The sequence below is a fragment of the Acinetobacter sp. SH20PTE14 genome (assembly GCF_021391555.1).
Classification (GTDB): Bacteria; Pseudomonadota; Gammaproteobacteria; order Pseudomonadales; family Moraxellaceae; genus Acinetobacter; species Acinetobacter amyesii.
Genome location: NZ_CP090067.1, coordinates 1829670 through 1851581 on the forward strand (window position 1 = coordinate 1829670; position 21912 = coordinate 1851581).

At 34.8% G+C, this 21912-nt stretch carries 23 protein-coding genes and 3 pseudogenes; 9 read left to right on the plus strand and 17 right to left on the minus strand.

The genetic code is table 11. The features are described from left to right. Positions 1 to 21: 21 nt before the first annotated feature. Entirely contained in the window at positions 22 to 1182 is a 1161-nt protein-coding gene (locus tag LXF01_RS09085; protein WP_233944189.1) for an MFS transporter, read from the minus strand. Between the two features lie 280 nt (positions 1183 to 1462). Beyond that, a complete protein-coding gene (locus LXF01_RS09090) occupies positions 1463 to 2860 on the minus strand; it encodes an iron-containing redox enzyme family protein (RefSeq protein WP_233944190.1) in 1398 nt (465 codons plus the stop codon). A gap of 247 nt (positions 2861 to 3107) precedes the next feature. On the opposite strand from LXF01_RS09090, the pseudogene LXF01_RS09095 reads away from it, so the two are divergent. Further along, positions 3108 to 3563: pseudogene (locus LXF01_RS09095) on the plus strand (CinA family protein); the annotation flags it as partial. A 26-nt stretch (positions 3564 to 3589) separates the two neighbouring features. On the opposite strand, the pseudogene LXF01_RS09100 reads toward LXF01_RS09095, so the two are convergent. Next, positions 3590 to 4679 (minus strand): annotated as a pseudogene (locus tag LXF01_RS09100) (IS4-like element ISAba1 family transposase). A gap of 279 nt (positions 4680 to 4958) precedes the next feature. Here LXF01_RS09100 and LXF01_RS09105 point away from each other — a divergent pair. The 4 genes from LXF01_RS09105 to LXF01_RS09120 all read left to right on the plus strand — a co-directional run bounded on the left by LXF01_RS09105 (position 4959) and on the right by LXF01_RS09120 (position 8760). Continuing rightward, positions 4959 to 5438, plus strand: coding sequence for a hypothetical protein (locus LXF01_RS09105; protein ID WP_233944191.1), 480 nt, complete (start codon positions 4959 to 4961; stop codon positions 5436 to 5438). A 90-nt stretch (positions 5439 to 5528) separates the two neighbouring features. After that, complete coding sequence (locus LXF01_RS09110; protein ID WP_218948340.1) at positions 5529 to 5819, plus strand: hypothetical protein; 291 nt, start codon at positions 5529 to 5531, stop codon at positions 5817 to 5819. A 40-nt stretch (positions 5820 to 5859) separates the two neighbouring features. Continuing rightward, positions 5860 to 6555, plus strand: coding sequence for a DUF421 domain-containing protein (locus LXF01_RS09115; protein ID WP_180036226.1), 696 nt, complete (start codon positions 5860 to 5862; stop codon positions 6553 to 6555). 126 nt (positions 6556 to 6681) lie between these two features. Beyond that, on the plus strand, positions 6682 to 8760 hold the full coding sequence (locus LXF01_RS09120; RefSeq protein ID WP_233944192.1) for a catalase: 2079 nt from the start codon (positions 6682 to 6684) through the stop codon (positions 8758 to 8760). Between the two features lie 45 nt (positions 8761 to 8805). Here the strand turns inward: LXF01_RS09120 and LXF01_RS09125 are convergent, their stop codons facing one another. Further along, positions 8806 to 10776, minus strand: a complete 1971-nt coding sequence (locus tag LXF01_RS09125) for a BCCT family transporter (RefSeq protein WP_180106438.1) — start codon at positions 10774 to 10776, stop codon at positions 8806 to 8808. A gap of 527 nt (positions 10777 to 11303) precedes the next feature. Between LXF01_RS09125 and LXF01_RS09130 the strand changes: the two genes are divergently transcribed. Continuing rightward, complete coding sequence (locus LXF01_RS09130) at positions 11304 to 11864, plus strand: lipocalin family protein (protein WP_233944193.1); 561 nt, start codon at positions 11304 to 11306, stop codon at positions 11862 to 11864. A gap of 138 nt (positions 11865 to 12002) precedes the next feature. Here LXF01_RS09130 and LXF01_RS09135 read toward each other — a convergent pair whose 3' ends face one another. Continuing rightward, positions 12003 to 12200, minus strand: a complete 198-nt coding sequence (locus LXF01_RS09135) for a hypothetical protein (RefSeq protein ID WP_111883685.1) — start codon at positions 12198 to 12200, stop codon at positions 12003 to 12005. Between the two features lie 329 nt (positions 12201 to 12529). Here LXF01_RS09135 and LXF01_RS09140 point away from each other — a divergent pair, with 329 nt between their 5' ends. Next, the gene (locus LXF01_RS09140) at positions 12530 to 12763 is read left to right on the plus strand and encodes a DUF2171 domain-containing protein (protein ID WP_233944194.1); all 234 of its coding nucleotides are present in this window, start codon (positions 12530 to 12532) and stop codon (positions 12761 to 12763) included. Positions 12764 to 13101: 338 nt separating this feature from the next. Here LXF01_RS09140 and LXF01_RS09145 read toward each other — a convergent pair. The 10 genes and pseudogenes from LXF01_RS09145 to LXF01_RS09190 form a co-directional block, all read right to left on the minus strand. After that, positions 13102 to 13227 (minus strand): annotated as a pseudogene (locus LXF01_RS09145) (putative metallopeptidase); the annotation flags it as partial. 14 nt (positions 13228 to 13241) lie between these two features. Next, complete coding sequence (locus tag LXF01_RS09150) at positions 13242 to 13397, minus strand: hypothetical protein (protein ID WP_180171438.1); 156 nt, start codon at positions 13395 to 13397, stop codon at positions 13242 to 13244. A 133-nt stretch (positions 13398 to 13530) separates the two neighbouring features. Then, a complete protein-coding gene (locus LXF01_RS09155) occupies positions 13531 to 13740 on the minus strand; it encodes a cold-shock protein (protein ID WP_111883687.1) in 210 nt (69 codons plus the stop codon). Positions 13741 to 14094: 354 nt separating this feature from the next. Further along, on the minus strand, positions 14095 to 14364 hold the full coding sequence (locus tag LXF01_RS09160; RefSeq protein ID WP_233944196.1) for a hypothetical protein: 270 nt from the start codon (positions 14362 to 14364) through the stop codon (positions 14095 to 14097). 106 nt (positions 14365 to 14470) lie between these two features. Next, positions 14471 to 14878, minus strand: a complete 408-nt coding sequence (locus LXF01_RS09165; RefSeq protein WP_233945451.1) for a hypothetical protein — start codon at positions 14876 to 14878, stop codon at positions 14471 to 14473. A gap of 54 nt (positions 14879 to 14932) precedes the next feature. Next, complete coding sequence (locus LXF01_RS09170; protein ID WP_078193454.1) at positions 14933 to 15145, minus strand: hypothetical protein; 213 nt, start codon at positions 15143 to 15145, stop codon at positions 14933 to 14935. 3 nt (positions 15146 to 15148) lie between these two features. Further along, positions 15149 to 15364: a cold-shock protein gene (locus LXF01_RS09175; protein ID WP_067766972.1), complete on the minus strand. Its 216-nt coding sequence runs from the start codon at positions 15362 to 15364 to the stop codon at positions 15149 to 15151. A gap of 125 nt (positions 15365 to 15489) precedes the next feature. Further along, positions 15490 to 15711: a transposase gene (locus tag LXF01_RS09180; RefSeq protein WP_067766975.1), complete on the minus strand. Its 222-nt coding sequence runs from the start codon at positions 15709 to 15711 to the stop codon at positions 15490 to 15492. Between the two features lie 932 nt (positions 15712 to 16643). After that, the gene (locus LXF01_RS09185) at positions 16644 to 16853 is read right to left on the minus strand and encodes a cold-shock protein (protein WP_111883693.1); all 210 of its coding nucleotides are present in this window, start codon (positions 16851 to 16853) and stop codon (positions 16644 to 16646) included. 1189 nt (positions 16854 to 18042) lie between these two features. Next, the gene (locus LXF01_RS09190; RefSeq protein WP_078190858.1) at positions 18043 to 18273 is read right to left on the minus strand and encodes a hypothetical protein; all 231 of its coding nucleotides are present in this window, start codon (positions 18271 to 18273) and stop codon (positions 18043 to 18045) included. 236 nt (positions 18274 to 18509) lie between these two features. Here LXF01_RS09190 and LXF01_RS09195 point away from each other — a divergent pair, with 236 nt between their 5' ends. Together LXF01_RS09195 and LXF01_RS09200 are read left to right on the plus strand one after the other, a co-directional pair. Then, entirely contained in the window at positions 18510 to 18986 is a 477-nt protein-coding gene (locus LXF01_RS09195) for a CinA family protein (protein WP_180130223.1), read from the plus strand. Positions 18987 to 19063: 77 nt separating this feature from the next. Further along, complete coding sequence (locus tag LXF01_RS09200) at positions 19064 to 19681, plus strand: aminotransferase (protein WP_180155570.1); 618 nt, start codon at positions 19064 to 19066, stop codon at positions 19679 to 19681. Between the two features lie 64 nt (positions 19682 to 19745). Here the strand turns inward: LXF01_RS09200 and prpC are convergent, their stop codons facing one another. Together prpC and prpB are read right to left on the minus strand one after the other, a co-directional pair. Then, positions 19746 to 20882, minus strand: coding sequence for a bifunctional 2-methylcitrate synthase/citrate synthase (gene prpC / locus LXF01_RS09205; RefSeq protein WP_078193462.1), 1137 nt, complete (start codon positions 20880 to 20882; stop codon positions 19746 to 19748). Positions 20883 to 20885: 3 nt separating this feature from the next. Then, positions 20886 to 21770, minus strand: a complete 885-nt coding sequence (prpB, locus tag LXF01_RS09210; protein ID WP_078188636.1) for a methylisocitrate lyase — start codon at positions 21768 to 21770, stop codon at positions 20886 to 20888. Positions 21771 to 21912 lie beyond the last annotated feature (142 nt).

The window sequence follows — 21912 nt, forward strand, 5'->3', positions numbered from 1 at the left end:
TTATCAAAATACTGAATTGTTTTAAGTTGGCTTTTGGATCGTTTTAGGCAAGCCCACGACCAAAAACATGGCAGGTATAACCGCCAGTCCTGCGATCATAAAAATAACGGGTCCCGAAAGCATGTCCCAATATCGACCTGCTAAAATACTGCCACTCGCAACACCTAAGCCCCACATGGTACTGTATAGCGCTTGACCACGCCCTTGTTGACTTGCGGTAAAATTTTGAAAAATGATTCGCATAGCGATTAAGTGGAATAATCCAAAACTAAAGGCATGAATCGTTTGCGCAGCAAATTGAGTGATAAACACCGTCGGATATAAGCCTACAATCAACCATCGCATCCCTGTTAGCCCCAAACAAATGAGCACTAAGTTACGCAAAAAATATCGATTAAAAAAGACAGTGGCATAGGCAAACATAATGATTTCTGCAATGACTCCTACAGACCATAAAAAACCGATTTGGCTCGTCGAAAAATCAGCCTGTTTAAGGTAATTGCTATAAAAACTATAAAACGGTGCATGCGAAAAGAGCAGAAAAAATTCAATGATAAAAAAACTCGCTACAGCTGGTCGTTTTAAGATAGGCCAAAGTGGTTCAAGTTTTTTCTGTGAAGATGGTGCAGTAGCGGGCTCTTTAATCGTAAATGACCAAATAAATGCGAGAAATGCAATGCATAACAACATGATAGGTAGCATTGAAACAGGTATTATTTCTAGCAAAGCCCCTATTCCAAATACTCCAATAATGAAGCCAACTGATCCCCATTTTCTGACTTTTCCATAAAGTTCTGCACGCCGCTCAGCTAACCAAAATAAAGTTACTCCTTCAAACTGAGCCAATATAGTATTTTGAAAGAAACTAAAAACCAGCATGAGTAATGCAACAGACTGAAAACTGTTTGGAATTATAAAAATCAGAAACCAAATACAGGCTTCCATCCATGTTGCTATTCGGACTAAAAGCATGCGCTTGCCGGATTTATCTGCAATCCAACCCCAAATAAATGGGGCAAAAAAACGTGTCACAATTGCAATCGAAGATAAAATACCTATTTCTTGATAATTAAACCCTTGATCCTCTAAATACAAACTCCAATACGGCATGAATGTACCCACTATTGAATAATAGAAAAAGTAGAATCCACCGAGTTTGGAATGGATTGGAATGTTAAGCATCAAGCTGTATTCCTTTGTATTTACAATAGGTTATAAACTTTTCAGAGTTGTATACTTTTGCATCTAAAAGGCTTGGTTAGGATATGGCGAGTATACAAATTTATTTTAATTAAATTATTTCAAAATTTGTATACTTTTACAAAAAACTAAGCATTATTTTATTTTTTATTAATAAACATGTATTTATTTTTATCTGTAGAATTATCACATATTAGTAAAAAACCGCCCGGAGGCGGTTATTTTTGACGATGAAAGTTATAAAACTTTTTGAGCATTCATTTTATTGACGAGCTAGAGATGGAAATAAACATTCAACAATACGTTGGGTACTCCATAAACCAATTTCTTGATGATGCATATGAGGTGCTAAATACTTTAGAAGTTTGTTGATCTTATATCCTGTATTCGTACTTCCATCAAATTGTTTCTTAAGCTCAGCCATTTCATGGTTGGCTAAATAATTAAATGAATTGGTCTCTAGGAAGTTTTTCACAAACTCATTATTCACTTGATTTTGTTTGGAATCTACTGATTTACCTGCAATCCAGTCATAAATAAAAGTTTTTTCAACAGCATTAAACACTCCAAACATTTTACCATCTTCGTCGTGAATCATCTGCCAAAATCTACTCTCTTCAGGTGGTCGATTCAATTTTATCCAGCCCATACGTACAAGCTCAAAAATAAACTCTTCAACACTATCATCTTCAGATAGCCATTCATTCGTCGTTCTATTGTTAAACATACATTTATTACTATGCATATGTTTACCAACGATCGCTTTTTTCTTAAATATTTCTAGGACCATTTTTTCGGTGCTTAAATTTTTAATTATCTGAACTGAACTCATTCCCTTGTTATTTAGGAGGTATCCAATTTTGAGTTTACGAATGAACTCATCTTTAGATCTGTACCTTGTAGAAAGTTTTTTAATAGCATTGGTTGCAAGCTGCGCATGCCCATTATCAAAATTATCTATCGTGATATGAACATTAAAATAGTGTGCATCAATTCCAAGTTCTTTTAACTCGTAATTGCTTATTAGCAAATGTAAAGGAAGTTGTTCATAGCCTAAATTAAATCCTGCTATCTCTGGTATAAACTCTGAAGGTGCATATGCAAGCGCAAGCTGAATTGCTGCCTGATGGTAATAGGCATCAGATAAATTTAAAGATAGTTGATTCAAACCATGTGCCAGTAGTAGGTTGTCGTACATTCTCACGTGATTGGCTTTTTCTGAACCGAGACCAAGTTCCTCTAAATATATCTGGATAAAATCTCTAAATACTGGATCATTCCAATACTGAGTAAAGCTATATAGCCATGAACCATCCACTTTTTTTGTGGGTGCAACCTTGTATAAAAACTCATAAGCTTTACTAACTGATGAAAAATACTCTCTTCCTCCACCTTGCTTTCTTCTATCTAGGTATTCTTTATAATATTCACACTGTGTACGGTTATTATGATGAATCCAATCGACAAGATGGTCTATCTCATTTGGCATCTCATCAATGTGCTCGAGAGTTAGAATTTCATTTTCTAAAACCTTAAATGCCTTTAATTCTTTGGCTGAATTAGGTATTGAAGCATCTAAGAAGAACTCAACAATTTCGAAATATTTCTGATGATCTTTGGTTATTAAATTTAAGATTCTTTCTTTTACTGCTGTAGGCATTATAATTCTCACGCGGTAAATGATTCTTCTTAACCATAGTTCAGAAAATAAGTAGTATTTGTTAATTTTTTTTAATAAAATTTAACGCAATGTAATATTTTAAAAATTTTAATATATAAAACACACCTTTAGCATAATTTTTAACAAGTTTTTAAAAAGTAACATTTTTTTGATGTGACTTAATTCACATATTCATATTTAAATATCAATTATGATTCTTTTATAAAATATTCATAGGATAATTTATATGAAATCAATTTTTGACTTTATTTCTAAAAAATCCCTATCGATAACGCTATTTGAAAGTGCGAGTGCAGGTTATTTAGCATATAGAATTTCACAAGATAAAAACTCTGGAATACTTCTGGATGGTTCTATTGTTAGTTATGACTTACTATTCAAGGAGCGTATTTTAAATATAAAACAATCACTTATAGATAAATATACTGCTGAATCCCCAGAAGTAACCACTCAAATGATTGTAAATGGAAAAAAATTATTCAAATCAGATATTTATATATCTTGCACTGGACTTTTAAAGCGCGGAGGATCCGAAAACAAAAAGAAACCTGTAGGTACTTTTTTCTATTGCATTTATTTTAAGAAAAAATTTTATAATTTCAAAATTTTAACTAAAAGTAAGCCTATCAAAAAATTAAAAATACTATATAAAGCTCTATGCAAGTCACTCACTAAAATATTAAAAAATTACTCTGTACACGACAAATTTCACAGAACCCTTATCCTATCAGGATTCTGCTTTCTTAAAATTGCCAAAATTTCCTTAAACTCTTCTTTTTTCCAAAACCAATTAAACGCTGAATCGCCATTTGAACATAGTCTAAACCATAGCGAAATAAACTCATTGAGAGTCGTCCATGCTTCTTTATTTTTATCGCTTTTTTTTGATTATGTTGCCATTCACCCGTTAAGTAACACCAACAGAAGCTTATAGCTAACACCGCAATCAATTTTTTCACTCGTCTAGGGTCTGTCAAGCGCGTATTTTCAAGATTAAACCCGCGTCCTTTGAGACAACTGAATAAGGTTTCAATTTCCCAGCGTAATGCATAATCCTGAATAGCATTGGCATTAAACTGAGGAGAAACGACGAGTAAAAGCTCTCCATTTTCTAACTGTAGTGCACTTATATATAGTTTCACCCGACCAACCAAAATCCGTCGTTTACGACATTCAATTTGACCAACTTTAAGATGGCGAAATAAATCACTAATTTTATGATTCTTTCCTAAATGATTGGTGACAATGAAGTTTTTTTAACACGAATGCAGAAGTTGATGTCTTGTTCAATTAACCATGTAAACCACTGCTCACCGATAAACTCTCTGTCTGCGAACACATTCACAATACGGTCTTTACCAAAAATGGCTATAAAGCGTTGAATCAAAGCAATACGCTCTTTCGTATCTGAATTTCCACGTTTATTAAGCAATGTCCAAAGGATAGGTATCGCTATTCCACGATAAACGATTGCGAGCATCAGGATATTAATATTTCGTTTTCCCCATTTCCAATTGGTTCTATCTAAAGTCAGTTGCACTTGGTCGAATGAAAACATATTGAAAATCAACTGAGAAATTTGACGATAATCAAAATACTGACCTGCAAAGAAGCGCTGCATACGTCGATAAAATGATTGTGGTAAACACTTGATGGGCAAGGCTTTAGATGCAGAAGAAAGATTACATGTTTGCTTTAAAATAATCACAAGCATGATGAGCGCAAAGCACTTTAAATGTGACTTGTTCCATTTTAGAGATTTGTTTAAGATAAGATATAACTCATTGAGATGTGTCATAGTATTCGTCGTTAGAAAACAATTATTGTGACATTATTTCAATGAGTTATCTATTTTTGTCGTGTACAGAGAAAAAATTATTATTGTTAGTTTCATGTAATTAAAAAATAACTATTTATGTATATAAAACAGCCCCCAAAGTATTACTTTTAAACAAATTGAAACTTAATAAAGATTATGTAACATCTTTAATAATCATATTAGCAATATTCATGTTAATAATAAATGATCTACTGTAATTGAGTAGATTATCTAATTAATCTTTAAAGGAACAGTATTATGTCTAATTATAACCAAGATCAAAATAATGATACTCGCTTACAGCACCAACGTGGCGATACTCAAAAACCTCAAAACCAACAAAATCAGCAGTCTGATCAACAGCGTCAGCAGAATGATCAGCAACAACAGCAGCAACCCCAACATCAACAAAATCAACAATCTGATCAGCAGCGCCAGCAGAATGGTCAGCAACAACAGCAGCAACCCCAACATCAACAAAATCAACAATCTGATCAGCAGCGTCAGCAAAATGGTCAGCAACAACAACAGCAACCGCAACACCAACAAAACCAACAGTCTGATCAACAGCGTCAGCAGGATGGTCAGCAACAACAGCAGCAACCCCAACATCAACAAAACCAGCAGTCTGATCAACAACGTCAGCAAAATGGTCAGCAACAACAGCAGCAACCCCAACATCAACAAAACCAACAGTCTGATCAACAACGTCAGCAGAATGATCAGCAAGACCAATAGTCAAAGTAACAACAGTAATTTGTATTTGCAGAAGTAGCCCAGGGATCACTACTTTTGCAATTTATTAAATAATTTATCGGAGTTATTACTATGAACGACCATCAAAATGAACATCCAATACATCATGACTGGCGTACGGATTACTCCAATAGACCGTACTATGGCGATCTTCAACGAGAAGTACCCGATATTGACTATGACCGTGATCTAAGGTCAGCTTATGAGCTTGGTGAGCGCGAACGTCATTTATACGGTGAGAATGCGCGTTTCGAAGATTCTGAGCCGGATTTACAAACCAAATGGGAAGAGTTTAAAGCAGATTCTCGTTTGAAATGGGAACATGCTAAGCATGCAATTAAGGATGCTTGGGACAAGATGTAAACAACAACTTATAAACTAAAATTCAAAAAATGTATTAAGCATGGACTTCATAAAAATAATTCTGCATGACACTTCTTTTACTTTTGCATTGGAAATTATTTTCCGATGCATCATTATGTTTATCTTAATTATTATTTTTTTAAGATTTTCAGGTAAAAGAGGTGTCAGGCAACTTTCAGTATTTGAGTTAGCAATTATCTTAAGTTTGGGTTCTGCAGCTGGCGATCCCATGTTTAATGATGATATCCCCATCATTCAAGCACTCATTGTGTTTGCAGTCATTATTCTTCTATATAGATTAACTACTTACCTCATCATGAAATCAGATTCATTTGAAACCATGTTAGAAGGTAGGCCAATGTATATCGTCAAAGATGGCTTATTGATTGTTGAAGATATCAAACAGGAAAAGTATTCATATGACGAATTTTTTGCTGAGCTAAGGCAAAACAAAATAGAACACTTAGGGCAAGTCAAATCAGCCTTACTTGAAACAGATGGGTGTCTAAGTGTAATCCCTTATGCCAAGGATAATATTAAATGGGGACTACCAATTTTTCCTGATCACTACCAAAAAGCACAGCGTTTTGATTCCAAAAAATACTATTCGTGCATGCTGTGTGGTCAAACACAATTTATTAGTTCTCTAAATGCTCAGTGCCCCCGCTGCAAATGTGACCGCTGGGCTGAATCTGCTTTTTATTGTGAAAGTAGCTCCAATCAACCATCAGATTGAGCACAAAATAGACAATTTTTTACTTTAAATTTGCCAAGCATCTTTATTGTCTATATTAGCTTTATGCAATAGCAAAACCTTATCTAGCACATGTACTAAATAACATCAGACAAAGGGATGTAGCTCATGAAAAAATCAAATAATCCAAAAATTGATCAGTTTGAAAAAGAGGCATATGTAGACCCTAAAGGTAAAACACTGACCTCATCTTTGGGTGTACCTGTAGCTGACAATCAAAATAGTTTAAAAATAAATCAGACTGGTCCTACTCTGTTAGAAGATTTTCTCTTACGAGATAAGTTAATTCACTTTGACCGTGAACGTATCCCTGAGCGTGTTGTGCATGCTCGTGGTGTTGGAGCGCATGGTTATTTTGAAGCTTATGAAGGCAACGAAAAATGGACTAAGGCTAAATTTTTGACTAATACTCAAAATCCAACACCAATCTTTGTCAGAATTTCTACAGTACAAGGCGGACGCGGCTCAGCTGATGTAGTCCGTGATGTACGCGGATTTTCTATCAAATTTTATACCGAAGATGGAAACTACGATTTAGTCGGTAATAACATTCCTGTATTTTTTATTCAGGACGCAATCAAGTTCCCTGACTTTGTCCACGCTGTAAAGCCTGAAGATCCGAATGAAGTTCCTACTGGTCAATCTGCGCATGATACCTTTTGGGATTTTATTTCTTTAAATACCGAAGCCTCTCATATGACAACCTGGGTGATGTCAGATCGTGCTATTCCTAGAAATTTACGATCGATTCAAGGTTTTGGTGTACATACCTTCAGATTAATTAACAAAGATAATCAGGCGCATTTGGTTAAATTCCACTGGACACCGAAACAAGGTGTTGCCCAAGTCGTTTGGGATGAGGCCTTAAAGCTTAATGGTAAAGATCCCGACTTCCATCGTCGCGATCTATGGGATGCCATTGAACGTGGCAATTATCCTGAGTGGGAATTAGGGGCACAGATCTTTACTGAAGAAGAAGCGGCTCAATGGGACTTTGATGTGTTGGATGCTACAAAATTGGTACCTGAAGAGCTTGTACCTATTACCCCACTAGGTAAATTTACTCTAAATCGAAATACAGATGATTTCTTCGCAGAAACAGAGCAAGTTGCTTTCAGTCCAGCCAATATTGTTTCAGGAATTGATTTTAGTAATGATCCTTTATTACAAGGTCGTTTGTTCAGCTATACAGATACGCATCTGCACCGCTTAGGAACAGCAAACTTTAATCAAATTCCAATTAATAAACCGGTCTGCCCTTTCCATACCAATCGACGTGGCGGCTATGCAAACCATGAAGTCTATAAAGGTAAAGCGAATTATGAGCCTAACTCTGTAGATGAAAATTGGCCTAGAGAATCTAATAATGGTCCGCATGCATTTCAAACCCATCCTGAACAAATCCAAGGCAGCAAGTTAAGAATTAGACCAGAAAGCTTCGCAGATCATTTCTCGCAAGCGACCATGCATTACCAAAGTCTTGCTAAGCACGAACAGCAACATATAAAGGATGCCTATGCATTTGAACTTTCAAAAGTGAAAGCTGTTGAAATTAGGGAACGGGTCGTAAATGAGGTGCTTGCAAATATTGACTTGGATTTAGCGAAATTTGTTGCAAATGAATTAGGGTTAGCTGCTCCGACTAAGCAAAGTAAATCGGTTAAGAAAGCTGCTGTTGCTAAATCTGATCACTTAAGTACATTGGCATACCCTGCATCTGATATTAAGCAACGTAAAATTGCACTACTGGTACACAACGGTGCAAATGCTTCATCTATCGATGCAATCAAGACTTGGGGCGAATCAGAAAGTGCTGTAGTTGAAGTTTTAGCCCCTAATGCAGCGCCAGTTAAATCTAACGATGGTAAAGAAATTGCAGTGGATGGACGTCAGAATGGCGAACCTTCAGTTACCTACGATGCTGTCGTTGTTGTTGATGGAGATAATTTAGATGAGTTCTTAAATGATGGTGTAGCTAAACACTATGTTTTAGAAACATTTAAGCATCTTAAACCTATAGTACTATTAGGTGATAAAGAGGCTTTAATTAAAGAGCTTAATCTGACTCAAGATGCTGCGCTTTTCACTTCACAAAGTTTCAAAGATGTCAGTGATCAATTTAAAACAACGATACAGAATCACCGTTATTGGGATCGTGAAGATAAGGTTGCTTCTATACCGGCCTAATTTAACTATGAATAAAAAAACCGCCTTTCTGGGCGGTTTTTTTATCTATTGGTTCTTGGTTCTAACTAGATTTAAAAAATGTAGATGACGTTCGTATTGATCAATAACATCTTGCAAAATATCTTCTTGCGTCCATTCGATGATGTCATAATTTTGACCACCTTCCCTCAAAAACACTTCAGCTTGATAATCTTGCGTAATTTCTGCTGAATCAGTCATAAAACTTGGTGTATTTTTTTCTTGAACAACCACTTGGTAAATAAAGTTAATCTCATCTTGATGGTTTACACGTAGCTGCAAGCCATCATCTATCGTGTTTACTGTCACATCTAAATGACGACGCTTAAACTCTTTCTGTAGATTTGAAAATGCCTGGCTTACCGTTTTTTCAATATAATCTTCAACTTCTTCACGTGTATGCGGATAATGCATAATCAATCCTAAACGTTGCTGCCAACTTCTTGGATTATGAATTGCTCTAGGTGTAATACGCGCATCCTGTAATGCTTGCATCTTGGTTGCATCTAAATGTAGAGCCTTGACTAAGCCCCAGCAAATTAAAAGCATTACGAAGGTGAATGGTAATGCACTCAACATTGTTGCAGATTGCAAAGCTCCTAAACCTCCAGCGAACAACAAAACAATCGCAAGCACTGCCATTATTGTTGTCCAAAACAATCGTTGCCAGGTCGGAGAATTTTCCGATTTTGCTGTTAAATAGTCTGTAACAAGTGCACCAGAGTCAGCTGAAGTCACAAAAAATAGCATAACCAGTATAGTCGCCACAAAACTCATCAAGCCTGAGAATGGCAAGGTCCCTAAATATTCAAATAATGCAACGGATGAATCTCGTTGCACTGCAGAAATCAGCGAGGTGTTCGCTTCGTTTAAAATACTATAGAGTGCAGCATTCCCCATGACTCCCATCCAGATCAGCGTAAAGCCTGTTGGAATAAGTAAAACACCTACAATAAACTCACGAATAGTACGTCCTTCAGACACACGCGCAATAAACATACCTACAAATGGTGACCATGAAATCCACCATGCCCAGTACATAATTGTCCAACCACCGATCCAACCATCAGACTGGTAGGCATATAAATTAAAGGTCATATTGAACAAATTTGAAATGTATTGCCCCGTGTTTTGGATAGTCGTTTGCAATATAAAAATGCTTGAACTAGCAAAAAATACAAATAATAAGAGGGTTAATGCTAAGCCTAAATTGATCTCTGATAATCGTTTAATACCCTTGTCTAAGCCCATAAATACGGACAAAGAGGCCATAGCTGTAACAATGACGATTAGAATTAGTTGCGTCGTCGTTGAATATTCAATCCCGAATAGATAATTCAGGCCGGAGTTAATTTGTGTTACACCAAAACCTAAAGTCGTTGCGACACCAAATACAGTACCGATCGTTGCAAAGGTATCTACACCATCACCAATTGGACCATAAATTTTCTTTCCAATAAGAGGATATAACGCAGAGCGAATTTTTAGAGGTAGATTGTGTCTATAAGCAAAGTAAGCTAACGCCAAGCCAACAATTGTGTAGATTGCCCAAGCATGAAGTCCCCAATGGAAGAATGTTACACGCATAGCTTGCTGAGCTGATTGGATAGTTTCTGGTTCACCGGTTGGAGGTGATACATAGTGCATCACTGGCTCCGCGACACCGAAGAACATTAAGCCAATACCCATACCAGCAGTAAATAGCATAGCGAACCAGGAGCTATTACTATATTTTGGCTGACTATGATCTAAACCAAGTTTAATTTTACCCATATTTGAACAGGCAATATAAATAAGCACTATTAGAAAAATGGCTACAGATAGCACATAGAACCAACTAAATGAGTTTGTAACCCATTGATTCAGTTGTTTAGTTATTAAATCAAAAGCATTGGGAGCTAAAAATACAATGGCAATAAAAATGCCGATAATAACAACTGTGCTAATAAACACATTTGGATTCACATTGGAATACCATGACGGTTTCAATGAAGACATACCTTCCCTATTCCGTTTTATTTGTAAGACAGATCTAAATTGATCAAAGAGATATCCGCTACTTGCGAAAGAAACAGGCTTGTATTGAAAAGTGCTGGCATTTTCATTTTCGTTTGAAAATTTAAAGCTGACTCGTTCAAAGCCGTTGTTTAGAGTTTGAGCATGTTATCATATTTTTAGATATATAATCCAATATTAAGTAGTAAAGCAAATTAAGAAAACGATCCATAATCATAGTTTTCAATTTTTTTCTTATTTGACGCCCTGTTTATTCTCTACGGAATTGATTTGCTAATGTAGGAAATACTCATCGCTTTGCTGAGATTAAGCATTTATCCTTTTCTATAGTTTATATGATTACGTATAAATTTTGTTGATCTTATAAAATGAGTATTAAACACACTTAATAAATTTTAAAGCTGAAACAATAATTAAAGATCAAATACTTAATACATAAAAAAAACAAAATGAGCTGAAAAGCAATTTATAGTAATTAATACACTTTCAAATTAAAGCAGGCTTATAACATGAATTCAAAAACGCGTAAGATTCTTTTAGCTAGTGGTGCAGTACTTATTGCAGGTTCATTGCTCTCAACGGCAAATGCAAATACTACGGAAGTTCAAGCGGTACCAAAAGTAGATTTAAATAAATATCTTGGTACATGGCATGAAATTGCACGTAAGCCACTTTATTTCCAAAATAAATGTGATTACAACGTCACTGCTAAATATTCATTAAATGAAAATGGTAACGTCAAAGTTGATAACAGTTGTTATAGCGCAGATGGTAAACTCAACCAATCAATAGGTGAAGCATATGTTCAGAACGCGCCAGCAAACTCGAAACTTAAAGTGAGCTTTTTACCAAAAGCAATTCGTTGGTTGCCAGTAGGCCGTGGTGATTATTGGGTTCTAAAAATTGATGATGACTATCAAACTGCACTAGTTGGGTCACCAAATAAAAAATACCTTTGGGTACTCAGCAGAACTGCTAACCCTGACCAGGCCACAGTTGATGAATACTTAGATTATGCAAAATCCATCGGTTTTGATTTATCAGATCTAATTAAGACTAAACATAAATAAGCTTTAAAAGCCCTCTTATTGAGGGCTTTTTAATTTAATGATCCATTATTTGTATTAAATTTAAAAATAAGTGCTTAGAACAATATATGCTTTCTGCGCTAGGCAAAGGCTCTTTTCCTAAACTGATTACAAATAAATTTATCTTTCTAATAATTGACCAATTTCTAAATTTGAATATCCACGATCTTTGAAAATTAAAACAATTGCTTGCTTATACACATCAGAATCAGAAGATTTATATTTATTAATAAGTTGCAGCTCTGAATTAAGCTGGAGATCATTTTTTATAGTCAATACTTCCGTAGAGACTTTGTTAAAAATCTTTAAGTTAAACATACAGGCACTCGTTATCCGCGTTATAGCGGCCCGACTACAACAAATACCTGCCTTAGCATAGCTAGACACCCTTGGCCGAAAGGATTACAAATTAAGATAATATTTGCAAGTTTTCGTATTTCCAAGAGATAAAAAGTATCCAAAAAAACTATAAAAAGGTCGTAAAACGCCCAAATCAAAACTTATTTCTAAATAATACAATGTAATTTATCTGGCCAAGAACGTAAGAACATAAGACCCTTTGTATCCCTTCTATTTCAATCCCTGATATCAGCGTCTATTTACGATAGGCTGAATGCTCACTCACATTGAAATAGGATAATATTCTAATGACTACTATTAATGTTGAAAATATTAAGAGCCATGCAGATGTAATTGCTTCATGTGGGACTAAAGTTGGTGAAGTAGACCACTTGCAAGGTTCGGATCAAATTAAACTGACTAAGCATGGTGATGGTCATCACCACTTAATTCCAGTTTCATGGGTTGGTGAAATTACAGACAATAAAATTGTACTGACTAAAGACTCTCAAGAAGTTAAAGATACTTGGGTTGAATCTTAAAACCCTAATCCTAAAAAAACCCTCTTAGTGAGGGTTTTTTTTATATCTTCTGTAATAATCATTGGAGGAAGTTAGTCTTTATCTAATGTATGAGGTGTTGTCGTCTCTTCATTTTCATTACTGTCTTTTTGCTGGCAACCTACCAGCCCCATTACTAGTACCACGCTTATAATGGCTAACGCTTTCATACTTAGGCCTATATATTTGTTAAAACTCTACACTAACAAAGCATGACGATTACTGTGTAAATTTATGAAAATCATTGATGAGATAAATAATAAGAAAGTCTTTAAATAAAGATTTTCATATATTAATGATTGTCTAGATTATGAAGCTATCCCTACATTCAAATAATTATCTTTCAACCAGGCCAATAATTCTTGTGCTGGCGCTAGACGTATAGCGTCCTCCTCCTCAGCTTGATCAATTAGTTCTAAAGGTGGGAATGGTCTAAAGTATTCCATAAGTTTAGCTCCTATTATTGAGCGTGACTTAATCCTGCTCTAGCTTCGATGATGATTTTTTGAATTTCTTCCCGTCGTTGTTTCTTCTTTTCATGGTAAATCCACACAGAAGAAATCAACACACTTATAATTAGTCCGCCAATCAGTACTTGTAGTCTTGTAAAGGCCATTTTTTATTGCTCTTATCATGTAGTTTTCATTTAATTAAATTAAGCATTTAAATATTAAAACTTAATGGCAATTAATGACAAAAACCCGCCTTTGAAAGACGGGTCAATACATAATATGTTGAGTAAATATTTTTTAGAGAATTTGGATATTGCTGGCTTGCTTGCCTTTCTTACCATTCGTAATTTCAAACATTACACGCTGACCTTCCTCTAGTACTTTATAGCCATCGATTCGTACTTCACTATAGTGTGCAAATAATTCTTCACCAGTATCGGAAGCAATAAATCCAAAACCTTTTGTACCGTTGAACCACTTCACTGTACCGTTTGTTAAATTAGACATTCATATTCCCTTTAAGTAATTATCAGTTTAGAAATTGCTGTAAATATTGATTAATTAACAAGCATATTCAATATAACCAATAATCCTTAAATATGAGGATACAACTGTTAGATCTATGTGAATCAAGTTCTTGTTTTATTTTGCAATTACACACAAAAGTGATAAATATCCCTCATATTAAGGTAATAATCAGATAAAGATTGTAATATTTGATCATTCACATTTTCCATAAATTGAATGAAAAAAGCCCCACATATACATGTGAGGCTTCACCCAATTCATTTGCGCTGATATGAGCCAGTAAATTATAAAACACTTTAATCAAAATATATCTTTAAAGCATATTGATATGAACTATCGATTCAACTGCGTGTATGCCCATTTTAAAAATTTATCTTTATCATGAAAGTTTGGTACATTGATTAAGTGAATAAAACTCACTGCTCCAAATTTACCCGCAATCTTTTTAGGATCAACAATTTCAAAATCATTGTCATTACCTAAATTCAGTTCTTTAAAAAACTCAAGAACCTTGTTATGCAAACCTTGCTGTGAATATTCAGTTCGCTCTATTAGAAAATCATAAATCTGGCTTAAAACATGTAATTCAAAATTTTTATTCATGACTTTCTTCTCATAATTGTTAAGGTTGAAATCCAAAACTAACGGATATTATGAGAAAGTTAAAGTAATCAAACATCCTGAAACAATAAGCTTTGAAATATCTAACTTATAATAATTCATCTTTTTTTAAAGCTTTTAACCAGACCGTTGCACGCCCCATATTGATATCAGCTAATTCAAACCTGTGAAATCGATATCCCAATTCTTCAGCATGGTCATAACGATCCATATTCCAAGCCTTGGTTGCAAGTTTGCCTTTACGACCTCCAGACCATGGACCAGTTGCTATTTCAATTAGCATGCGATGTTCGATGAGGTGTAAATCAAAACGCCAATGTTTGGTACTTTTGAAATGAAAGTACTCCTCATACTTCATTTCCATCCGGTCTAATATTTCTTTTAACCTCTCGAATGCTTCAAAGTATTTTTCACTGGCTTTAGGTAATGGCCTGGTGCGTGGTTTCTTTTTGGGACGTATCTTTTTGGTTAGCGCTTTATATACATCAGGCTCCAGATTTCACCCAATAAAAAACCTCCCGGAGGAGGTTAATTTAATTGCATGTAAAAATTAAAATAACTTAAATATTTTTCCAGTTTTATCACTGTAGAAATGCATATCAAAGCTAGGCTTAATTATTTCATCATCTATATTTAGATAACGGACGCAATCCCCAAAACTATTTGGCTCATCAGATGACTTTTCGCACATAGCTTCTAGTGTATAGACAGCGCCATGTTGATCAACCACATCTAACATTACTTTGTTTAATAAAGTTTCCATGTATTAGCCATCAATCCCAACGATTTCACTCGCTTGGAAACCACGTTGACCTTTTGATACGCTAAATTGTACACGCTGACCTTCAGCAAGTGATTTGAAACCACCTGAAATGATTTGAGAAAAATGAGCAAAAACTTCTTCGCCGTTATCAGCCGCGATGAAACCGAAGCCTTTAGTATCGTTAAACCACTTAACAGTGCCTGTAGTTAAATTTGACATAATAATTTCCTTTAATAATATTTAATATAGAGTTCTTGAAAAAATTAAGAAAATAAATAATTAATTTATAAATAATTTAATTAAAAAATTTTAGCTCTAAGTTGTTCAGGTTTAAGAGTGAGAGTTTAAAAATACAATTTATATAGTTTATTTAGTTCAGTATAAAAAGATTTACCATCAATATTTAAAGTTAACTTTTGTCCTGATTCCAAGACAACTTGTTTAGCAACTTCAACTAAGGTTTTACCATTCAAATTGCTTTGAATTTTTTTTAACGGAATAATATTCACTCGAATTTCATCACCGTTAGTTGCTGAAGCAGTAGTCCAGCCGTTAGATATGTTCATTTATTGACTCATATAATGAGCTTTTGTAAACAGAATAGTATTAAAAATAAAACCAACTTTAATTTTGGAGATTGTTCACTTAAGAAAAATTTAAACTTATGATATTTACAGTAGCTGTGAAATTTAAGAAAAGATATAAAAATTAAATCATTATCTTAAAAATATGATTTAAGGAAAACCCACGGATAGCTGCAGGCTTCCCTTGATCGGCATGATGCGAATTCATGCTATGCGTTAACTGTTTGAATTTGATGCTTGAACATCAGAATGGAGGGAATACGCAATTCCGTTAACAACTCAAACACTACCGTTCCGCTTACGGATTCGATCAAACACACTATATCAGATATATTAATATTCACCTAACCTTATTTCAATTTTATTTATATTTGTGATTTTTATATTCTCTTCCTGCTAGCTATCCAATATTTGTGTGATAATCATTGCAATACTTTATGTAAATTTCTAAGTCGTGTTTTGCCTGTACTTTGTCTGTCATATAGTCACCAAAAAAATCCCGCTACTTCCTAGCGGGATTTTCTGAAACTTTAAATTATTTTGAGTCGTTATTTCTTTACTTTTAAACAACTCTGACAAAAAAATTAAATTTCCATCAAAGCACTTTCGTGTAACCATCTCACTATGTATACTAATCATACATTTTATAAGTTGTAACATTTTAATGGCCCTTGATATATTAAATTAATTATTTAAATTTAATAACATAAATATTATTTAACCAATCGTTTCATTTCACTTAACCTTATTTCCTTGTTTTCCGTATGAACTACAAAGCAAATAACGATTAAACTAAAGAAAAATATTGTAATAAGTATTTTGAAGCTTGTACCCATGTGCACAAAGCTCAAAAAAATTTTTACGGCTAAATTTTTATGTTTATTAACTGCGGTTAGCAACCCAACACAGTTGCCTTACATAACTGTGATATTGCTAGCTTGTCGGCCTTTTTTTCCTTGAGTAATTTCAAATTGTACACGCTGGCCTTCTTTAAGTGCTTTATAGCCGCTCATGTTTATTTCACTGTAGTGTGCAAATAAATCTTCACTACTATCAGATTGTATAAATCCAAATCCCTTACCTTCATTGAACCATTTCACTATACCACTGGCATTGTTAGTCATTTTTTATTCCTAATGTTTGAGTTTGTTATTTCATACTCTTTAGTAATACTTAGTAAGTTATTTAGTTAGTTTAGTTGCTCATAAGCCCATTTTAAGAACTTATCCTTTTCTCGAAATAAGGATACTAATCTAAGATTGATTTTAGATATGCTCCCAAATTTTCCATAAAGGATATTTGGCTCCGTTTGTATGACGTCCGATTGATCTCCTTGAGAAAGTTCTTTGAAAAACTCCATAGCTTGGTTATAGGGTGTTAATTTTTCGAATCCTTCCCGTTCGACTATAAAATCATAGATCTGCCTTAAAACATGATGATCATATAGATTGGGCATTTTGATTGCTCGATTTAGAATTGTTGTTCTATAAATCTAACTAAATTGTATAAATTTAAAAAGTGCGAAATAGAAAAAAAATAAAAAATTAATGTAAATGAAACATATTAATTTTATCCATTTTAAATATCTAGCTAAACCATTGTTAAGTTTAATTAAAATACATAACCTAAAAGTCTTAAAAGTTATTTTTTTACAATTTAAAAAATTAAAGTTTTTATATCGTTAAAGGCTTTGTTGCACAAACCTACCGGTAAAGTCTTATTCCACAATATAATTCCTAGATGAACAAACCTACGTCCAAAATCTTTCGTACGTGGCGCTTCTTCTTTCATAACATCTTGCACAGAAAAAACCTTGCTATCGTTTTGGCTTTACCCATACACAAATGAATTAAAACCATCAGCTCTATTTAAAATTTATTCAAAATTTTATATCAATATTTTTGATACAAAATTTAATTATGTAGTTTTATTTACTAAACTTTTTATTTAAAGCCAAATATGTTGGCAACCAACTTAGATTAGTTTGGATTAATAAAATAGAAATACACAACTAAGCAAATTAGCGAAATCGTTGAAATTAAAAGATAAGTGCCCGTTGTGTTAAAGCTTTTTAGAAATTTAAATAAATCCATCATTTCTTCCCCCATGAAAAAACAGATAAATTATACTAAATAATATCTGGGGGATTAAATAGCTGTTGGTCGAATAGATAAATCGATATGATCAAGTGATCATTAAAAATACACATCTTCTTTAAATCTAGATTTATATATAAATTTGAGTCTGTCAAATACAAAAATACAGCTCCCAACTCAATGAAAACTGTATTTTTAAACTAAAAATTGATCAAAATTAAACTGCAAGTACTTTCACAATAATGGTTTGCATGTCTTCATTTTCTTCTGCCAAATAAACACGTTTTAACTCTTTGCTTTTCACTTTGAATTGATGATTTTGATACTGAATTACAGCCGGAATTTGATCAAAATACAGGCTATCTGCGTCTAATTCTTCTTGAAAAAGTGGCGTGCCCAATTGATAGTCTAGGCTTTTTAATACTACATATTTAACAGTCGTTTTCATTGAAATAAACCTACTTTTGTTACGCTCTTTATTTTAAGTTTTAACATCGTTTTCCTTCCGAAGAAACCTTTATTTCATATTTTCGTACAGCTTCTAAACAATCACGCTATTTTTGTGAATTCCACAACACCCACAGCGCCAACTTAGACTTTTAGTGAAATTACAGACGAGCGAAATCAATGCTAAAATTTTAAGAATACTAATGATCATTCACCATTCTACTTTGGGGTAAGCACATGCTTAAACAGTGTTGCGATGCTTTAGAACAAAAATCCATGACCATCGCGTTTATCGAGAGTGCTAGCTCTGGTTATTTATGTAGCCAATTTTCAATTTATAAGAATAGTGGTGCAGATATCTTATTAGGTGGACTAGTGAGCTATGATCCATCGATCAAACGTGAAATTTTAAAAGTAGATCCTTTACTAATAGAAAAATTTACGGCCGAATCCGCAGAAGTGACTCAAGCGATGGCTGAGCAAGGACAACAACTATTTTTACATGCGGACTTCGTGGTGGCCTGCACTGGATTACTCAAACCCGGTGGCAGTGCAACCGTAGAAAAACCCGAAGGAACATTTTATATTTCAATTTTACATGATGGTCGTATCTATAATTATCATTATTTTATTTTGGGTACGGCTTTAGAACGCTTAGATCAGTTAACTGAAAATGTTGCTCACAGTATATTAGACATCTTAAATGCAGAATAAAACATACATAATCTACATATTAAATATCATTTTGCATCGCATACTGTATTGAGGAATTTACTTATCAGGACAAGAAAATGCAGCTACGTCATTTCAATGCATTCGCAATTAGCACCCTACTGTCCTGCTCTGCTTTCGCGACGGTAGGCGGCCCTCAAACCATTGAGGTTTTAGGTTTTGATAAAAAAGACCAAAAAATCTATTTAATGCGTCATTTTGAAGATGGTCGTGGTCGTTTACCACAATTATATTATTATCAATTAAATAGCCAAAAGCCGACTCAATTAATTACAGTGAAGTCTTTGTATATTAATCCCAAGACAAAACGGATTGATTACGATCAAGACAGCACCCAGTTTGATAAAGAAATCGCGAAAATAAAAAAACGTTTAGTCAAATTAACACCAGTAAATAACAATAATGCTCGAATACAGTTATTAACAACCATGAATGGCACTGCAAAATCATGGTATGACCCGAATGAAACCATTGATAAATGGACCTATCAATATCGTGTTAAAAATTCTCAGTATAAAAGCGCTGTACAAAAGGCTGAGACCTATAAAGAAGGTTTAAAAATCTCTAAAACTTATCGTGTAATGCAAAAGCCCTTTTATTTAGTGACTGTTAAATATCTAGGGATTCCATTTGAAACAGGATATAGCGTTGAAGATCCGGTTTTACTAACCAAATAGATTGTTAACTCAAATAACAAATAATAAAAAAGCCTCTTTTGAGGCTTTTTTATTACACTTAAAATTATGCTGCAGAACGCTCTGCAATTGGCACAACTTTACGTAATTCCGGACCTGTATAGTCCGCACTTGGGCGAATAATACGATTGTCCGCACGCTGCTCCATTACATGTGCAGCCCAACCTGTTACACGCGACATCACAAAAATTGGTGTGAATAATTTCGTTGCAATATCCATGAAATGATATGCAGATGCATGGAAGAAATCTGCATTACAGAATAATTTCTTCTCACGCCACATCACTTCTTCACAGCGCACTGATACAGGATAAAGTACAGTATCACCGACATCTTTTGCTAGGCGTTCAGACCATTTCTTGATAATGCCATTACGTGGATCGTTATCTTTGTAAATCGCATGACCAAAGCCCATGATCTTTTCTTTACGCTCAAGTTTACCCAACATTTCACGCTCAGCTTCTTCTGGAGACGTCCAGTTTTCAATCATTTCCATTGCAGCTTCGTTTGCACCGCCATGTAATGGACCACGAAGTGAACCAATTGCACCTGTAATACAAGAATGCATATCTGACAATGTTGATGCACATACACGCGCTGTGAATGTAGAGGCATTAAATTCATGCTCTGCATATAGAATCAGTGACACGTTCATCACTTGCTCATGCAATTCATTTGGTTTTTCACCACGCAGTAAATGTAGGAATTGTGCGCCGATTGAATCATCATCGGTGTTTTCTTCTACACGTACGCCATCATGACTGAAGCGATACCAGTAGCAGATGATCGCAGGTAGCGTTGCCAAAATACGGTCTGCAACATCTTGTTGTTCATCGAATGATTTTTCAGTTTCAAGGTTACCGAGCATTGAAACGCCTGTACGCATCACGTCCATTGGGTGTGAGTCAGCAGGAATACGTTCTAATACTTCTTTCAATGCTTGCGGCAATTGACGCAATGATTTGAGTTTGGCTTTGTATGCTGCTAGTTGTTCTGTTGTTGGCAATTCACCAAAGAAAATGAGATACGCAACTTCTTCAAACTGACAGTTTTCTGCCAAATCTTGAACGTCATAACCACGATAGGTTAAGCCCGCACCACTTTTGCCTACAGTTGACAATGCAGTTTTACCAGCTACTTGTCCGCGCAGTCCTGCGCCCGTGAGTACTTTTCCTTCAGCCATTTTTTATTTTCCTTCAGTGAACAATTTATCTAAGGTGTTTTCAAAAGTGTGATAATCGAGGAATTGATAGAGTTCTTTTCGTTGCTGCATTTTATCCAGTACATTGACTTGTGTACCGTCATTGCGGATCGCATGCATTACTTCGAGTGCCGCTTTTTGCATTGCACGTGTTGGTGATAATGGGTAGAGCACCATTGAAATGCCTTGCTCACCTAATTCTTCTTTGGTGTAGTAAGGGGTATCACCAAACTCTGTAATGTTTGCCAGTACAGGTACACCCACAGCATCGCAGACTGTTTTATACATGGTAATGTCAGTCATTGCTTCAGCAAAGATCGCATCTGCGCCTGCTTCCACACATGCACATGCACGGTCAATTACAGCTTGTAGACCTTCTTTTTGCAATGCGTCTGTACGTGCCATCACCACAAAGTTTGAATCAGTTTTTGCATCGACAGCCGCTTTAATACGGTCAACCATTTCTTGTTGTGACACGATTTCTTTGTTCGGACGGTGACCACAACGTTTTTGTGCCACTTGGTCTTCGATATGAACCGCTGCTGCACCCGCAGCAATCATTTGTTTCACAGTACGAGCAATGTTAAATGCACCGCCCCAACCTGTATCGATATCGACAAGTAATGGCGTATCTACACGTTCAGTAATACGACGAACATCTTCCAAAACATTGTCTAAACTGGTCATGCCTAAGTCAGGTAAACCATATGAATAGTTCGCAACACCTGCACCAGATAAATATATGGCTTTATAGCCAACTTCTTTTGCCATCATTGCTGCATAGGCATTTACTGTGCCAATGATTTGTAATGGTTTTTCTACTTCCAATGCTTGTCTAAATCTTAAGCCTGCAGACGTTTGTTGTGTCATATTCCTTTCCACGGCATTTACTTTAATTTTCGAAGTTTGAGTATATCCATATTTTTTTCCAACTCTATGGCTTTGTAGAATATTAACTCTAAAACTTTAGTCAAATATTTCACTTGTCACCTATCTGTTGTTATTCTTTAGT

Excerpts from the sequence above, each read along its gene's own strand:
- LXF01_RS09150 (WP_180171438.1), bottom strand. The coding sequence starts at position 13,397 with ATGGCCTTTACAAGACTACAAGTACTGATTGGCGGACTAATTATAAGT.
- LXF01_RS09085 (WP_233944189.1), bottom strand. The coding sequence starts at position 1,182 with ATGCTTAACATTCCAATCCATTCCAAACTCGGTGGATTCTACTTTTTC.
- LXF01_RS09110 (WP_218948340.1), top strand. The coding sequence starts at position 5,529 with ATGAACGACCATCAAAATGAACATCCAATACATCATGACTGGCGTACG.
- LXF01_RS09200 (WP_180155570.1), top strand. The coding sequence starts at position 19,064 with ATGCAGCTACGTCATTTCAATGCATTCGCAATTAGCACCCTACTGTCC.
- LXF01_RS09195 (WP_180130223.1), top strand. The coding sequence starts at position 18,510 with ATGCTTAAACAGTGTTGCGATGCTTTAGAACAAAAATCCATGACCATC.
- LXF01_RS09090 (WP_233944190.1), bottom strand. The coding sequence starts at position 2,860 with ATGCCTACAGCAGTAAAAGAAAGAATCTTAAATTTAATAACCAAAGAT.
- LXF01_RS09120 (WP_233944192.1), top strand. The coding sequence starts at position 6,682 with ATGAAAAAATCAAATAATCCAAAAATTGATCAGTTTGAAAAAGAGGCA.
- LXF01_RS09115 (WP_180036226.1), top strand. The coding sequence starts at position 5,860 with ATGGACTTCATAAAAATAATTCTGCATGACACTTCTTTTACTTTTGCA.
- LXF01_RS09125 (WP_180106438.1), bottom strand. The coding sequence starts at position 10,776 with ATGTCTTCATTGAAACCGTCATGGTATTCCAATGTGAATCCAAATGTG.
- LXF01_RS09155 (WP_111883687.1), bottom strand. The coding sequence starts at position 13,740 with ATGTCTAATTTAACAAACGGTACAGTGAAGTGGTTCAACGGTACAAAA.
- LXF01_RS09135 (WP_111883685.1), bottom strand. The coding sequence starts at position 12,200 with ATGTTTAACTTAAAGATTTTTAACAAAGTCTCTACGGAAGTATTGACT.
- LXF01_RS09170 (WP_078193454.1), bottom strand. The coding sequence starts at position 15,145 with ATGGAAACTTTATTAAACAAAGTAATGTTAGATGTGGTTGATCAACAT.
- prpB (WP_078188636.1), bottom strand. The coding sequence starts at position 21,770 with ATGACACAACAAACGTCTGCAGGCTTAAGATTTAGACAAGCATTGGAA.
- LXF01_RS09130 (WP_233944193.1), top strand. The coding sequence starts at position 11,304 with ATGAATTCAAAAACGCGTAAGATTCTTTTAGCTAGTGGTGCAGTACTT.
- LXF01_RS09105 (WP_233944191.1), top strand. The coding sequence starts at position 4,959 with ATGTCTAATTATAACCAAGATCAAAATAATGATACTCGCTTACAGCAC.
- LXF01_RS09190 (WP_078190858.1), bottom strand. The coding sequence starts at position 18,273 with ATGAAAACGACTGTTAAATATGTAGTATTAAAAAGCCTAGACTATCAA.
- LXF01_RS09175 (WP_067766972.1), bottom strand. The coding sequence starts at position 15,364 with ATGTCAAATTTAACTACAGGCACTGTTAAGTGGTTTAACGATACTAAA.
- LXF01_RS09140 (WP_233944194.1), top strand. The coding sequence starts at position 12,530 with ATGACTACTATTAATGTTGAAAATATTAAGAGCCATGCAGATGTAATT.
- LXF01_RS09180 (WP_067766975.1), bottom strand. The coding sequence starts at position 15,711 with ATGAACATATCTAACGGCTGGACTACTGCTTCAGCAACTAACGGTGAT.
- LXF01_RS09185 (WP_111883693.1), bottom strand. The coding sequence starts at position 16,853 with ATGACTAACAATGCCAGTGGTATAGTGAAATGGTTCAATGAAGGTAAG.
- prpC (WP_078193462.1), bottom strand. The coding sequence starts at position 20,882 with ATGGCTGAAGGAAAAGTACTCACGGGCGCAGGACTGCGCGGACAAGTA.
- LXF01_RS09160 (WP_233944196.1), bottom strand. The coding sequence starts at position 14,364 with ATGAATAAAAATTTTGAATTACATGTTTTAAGCCAGATTTATGATTTT.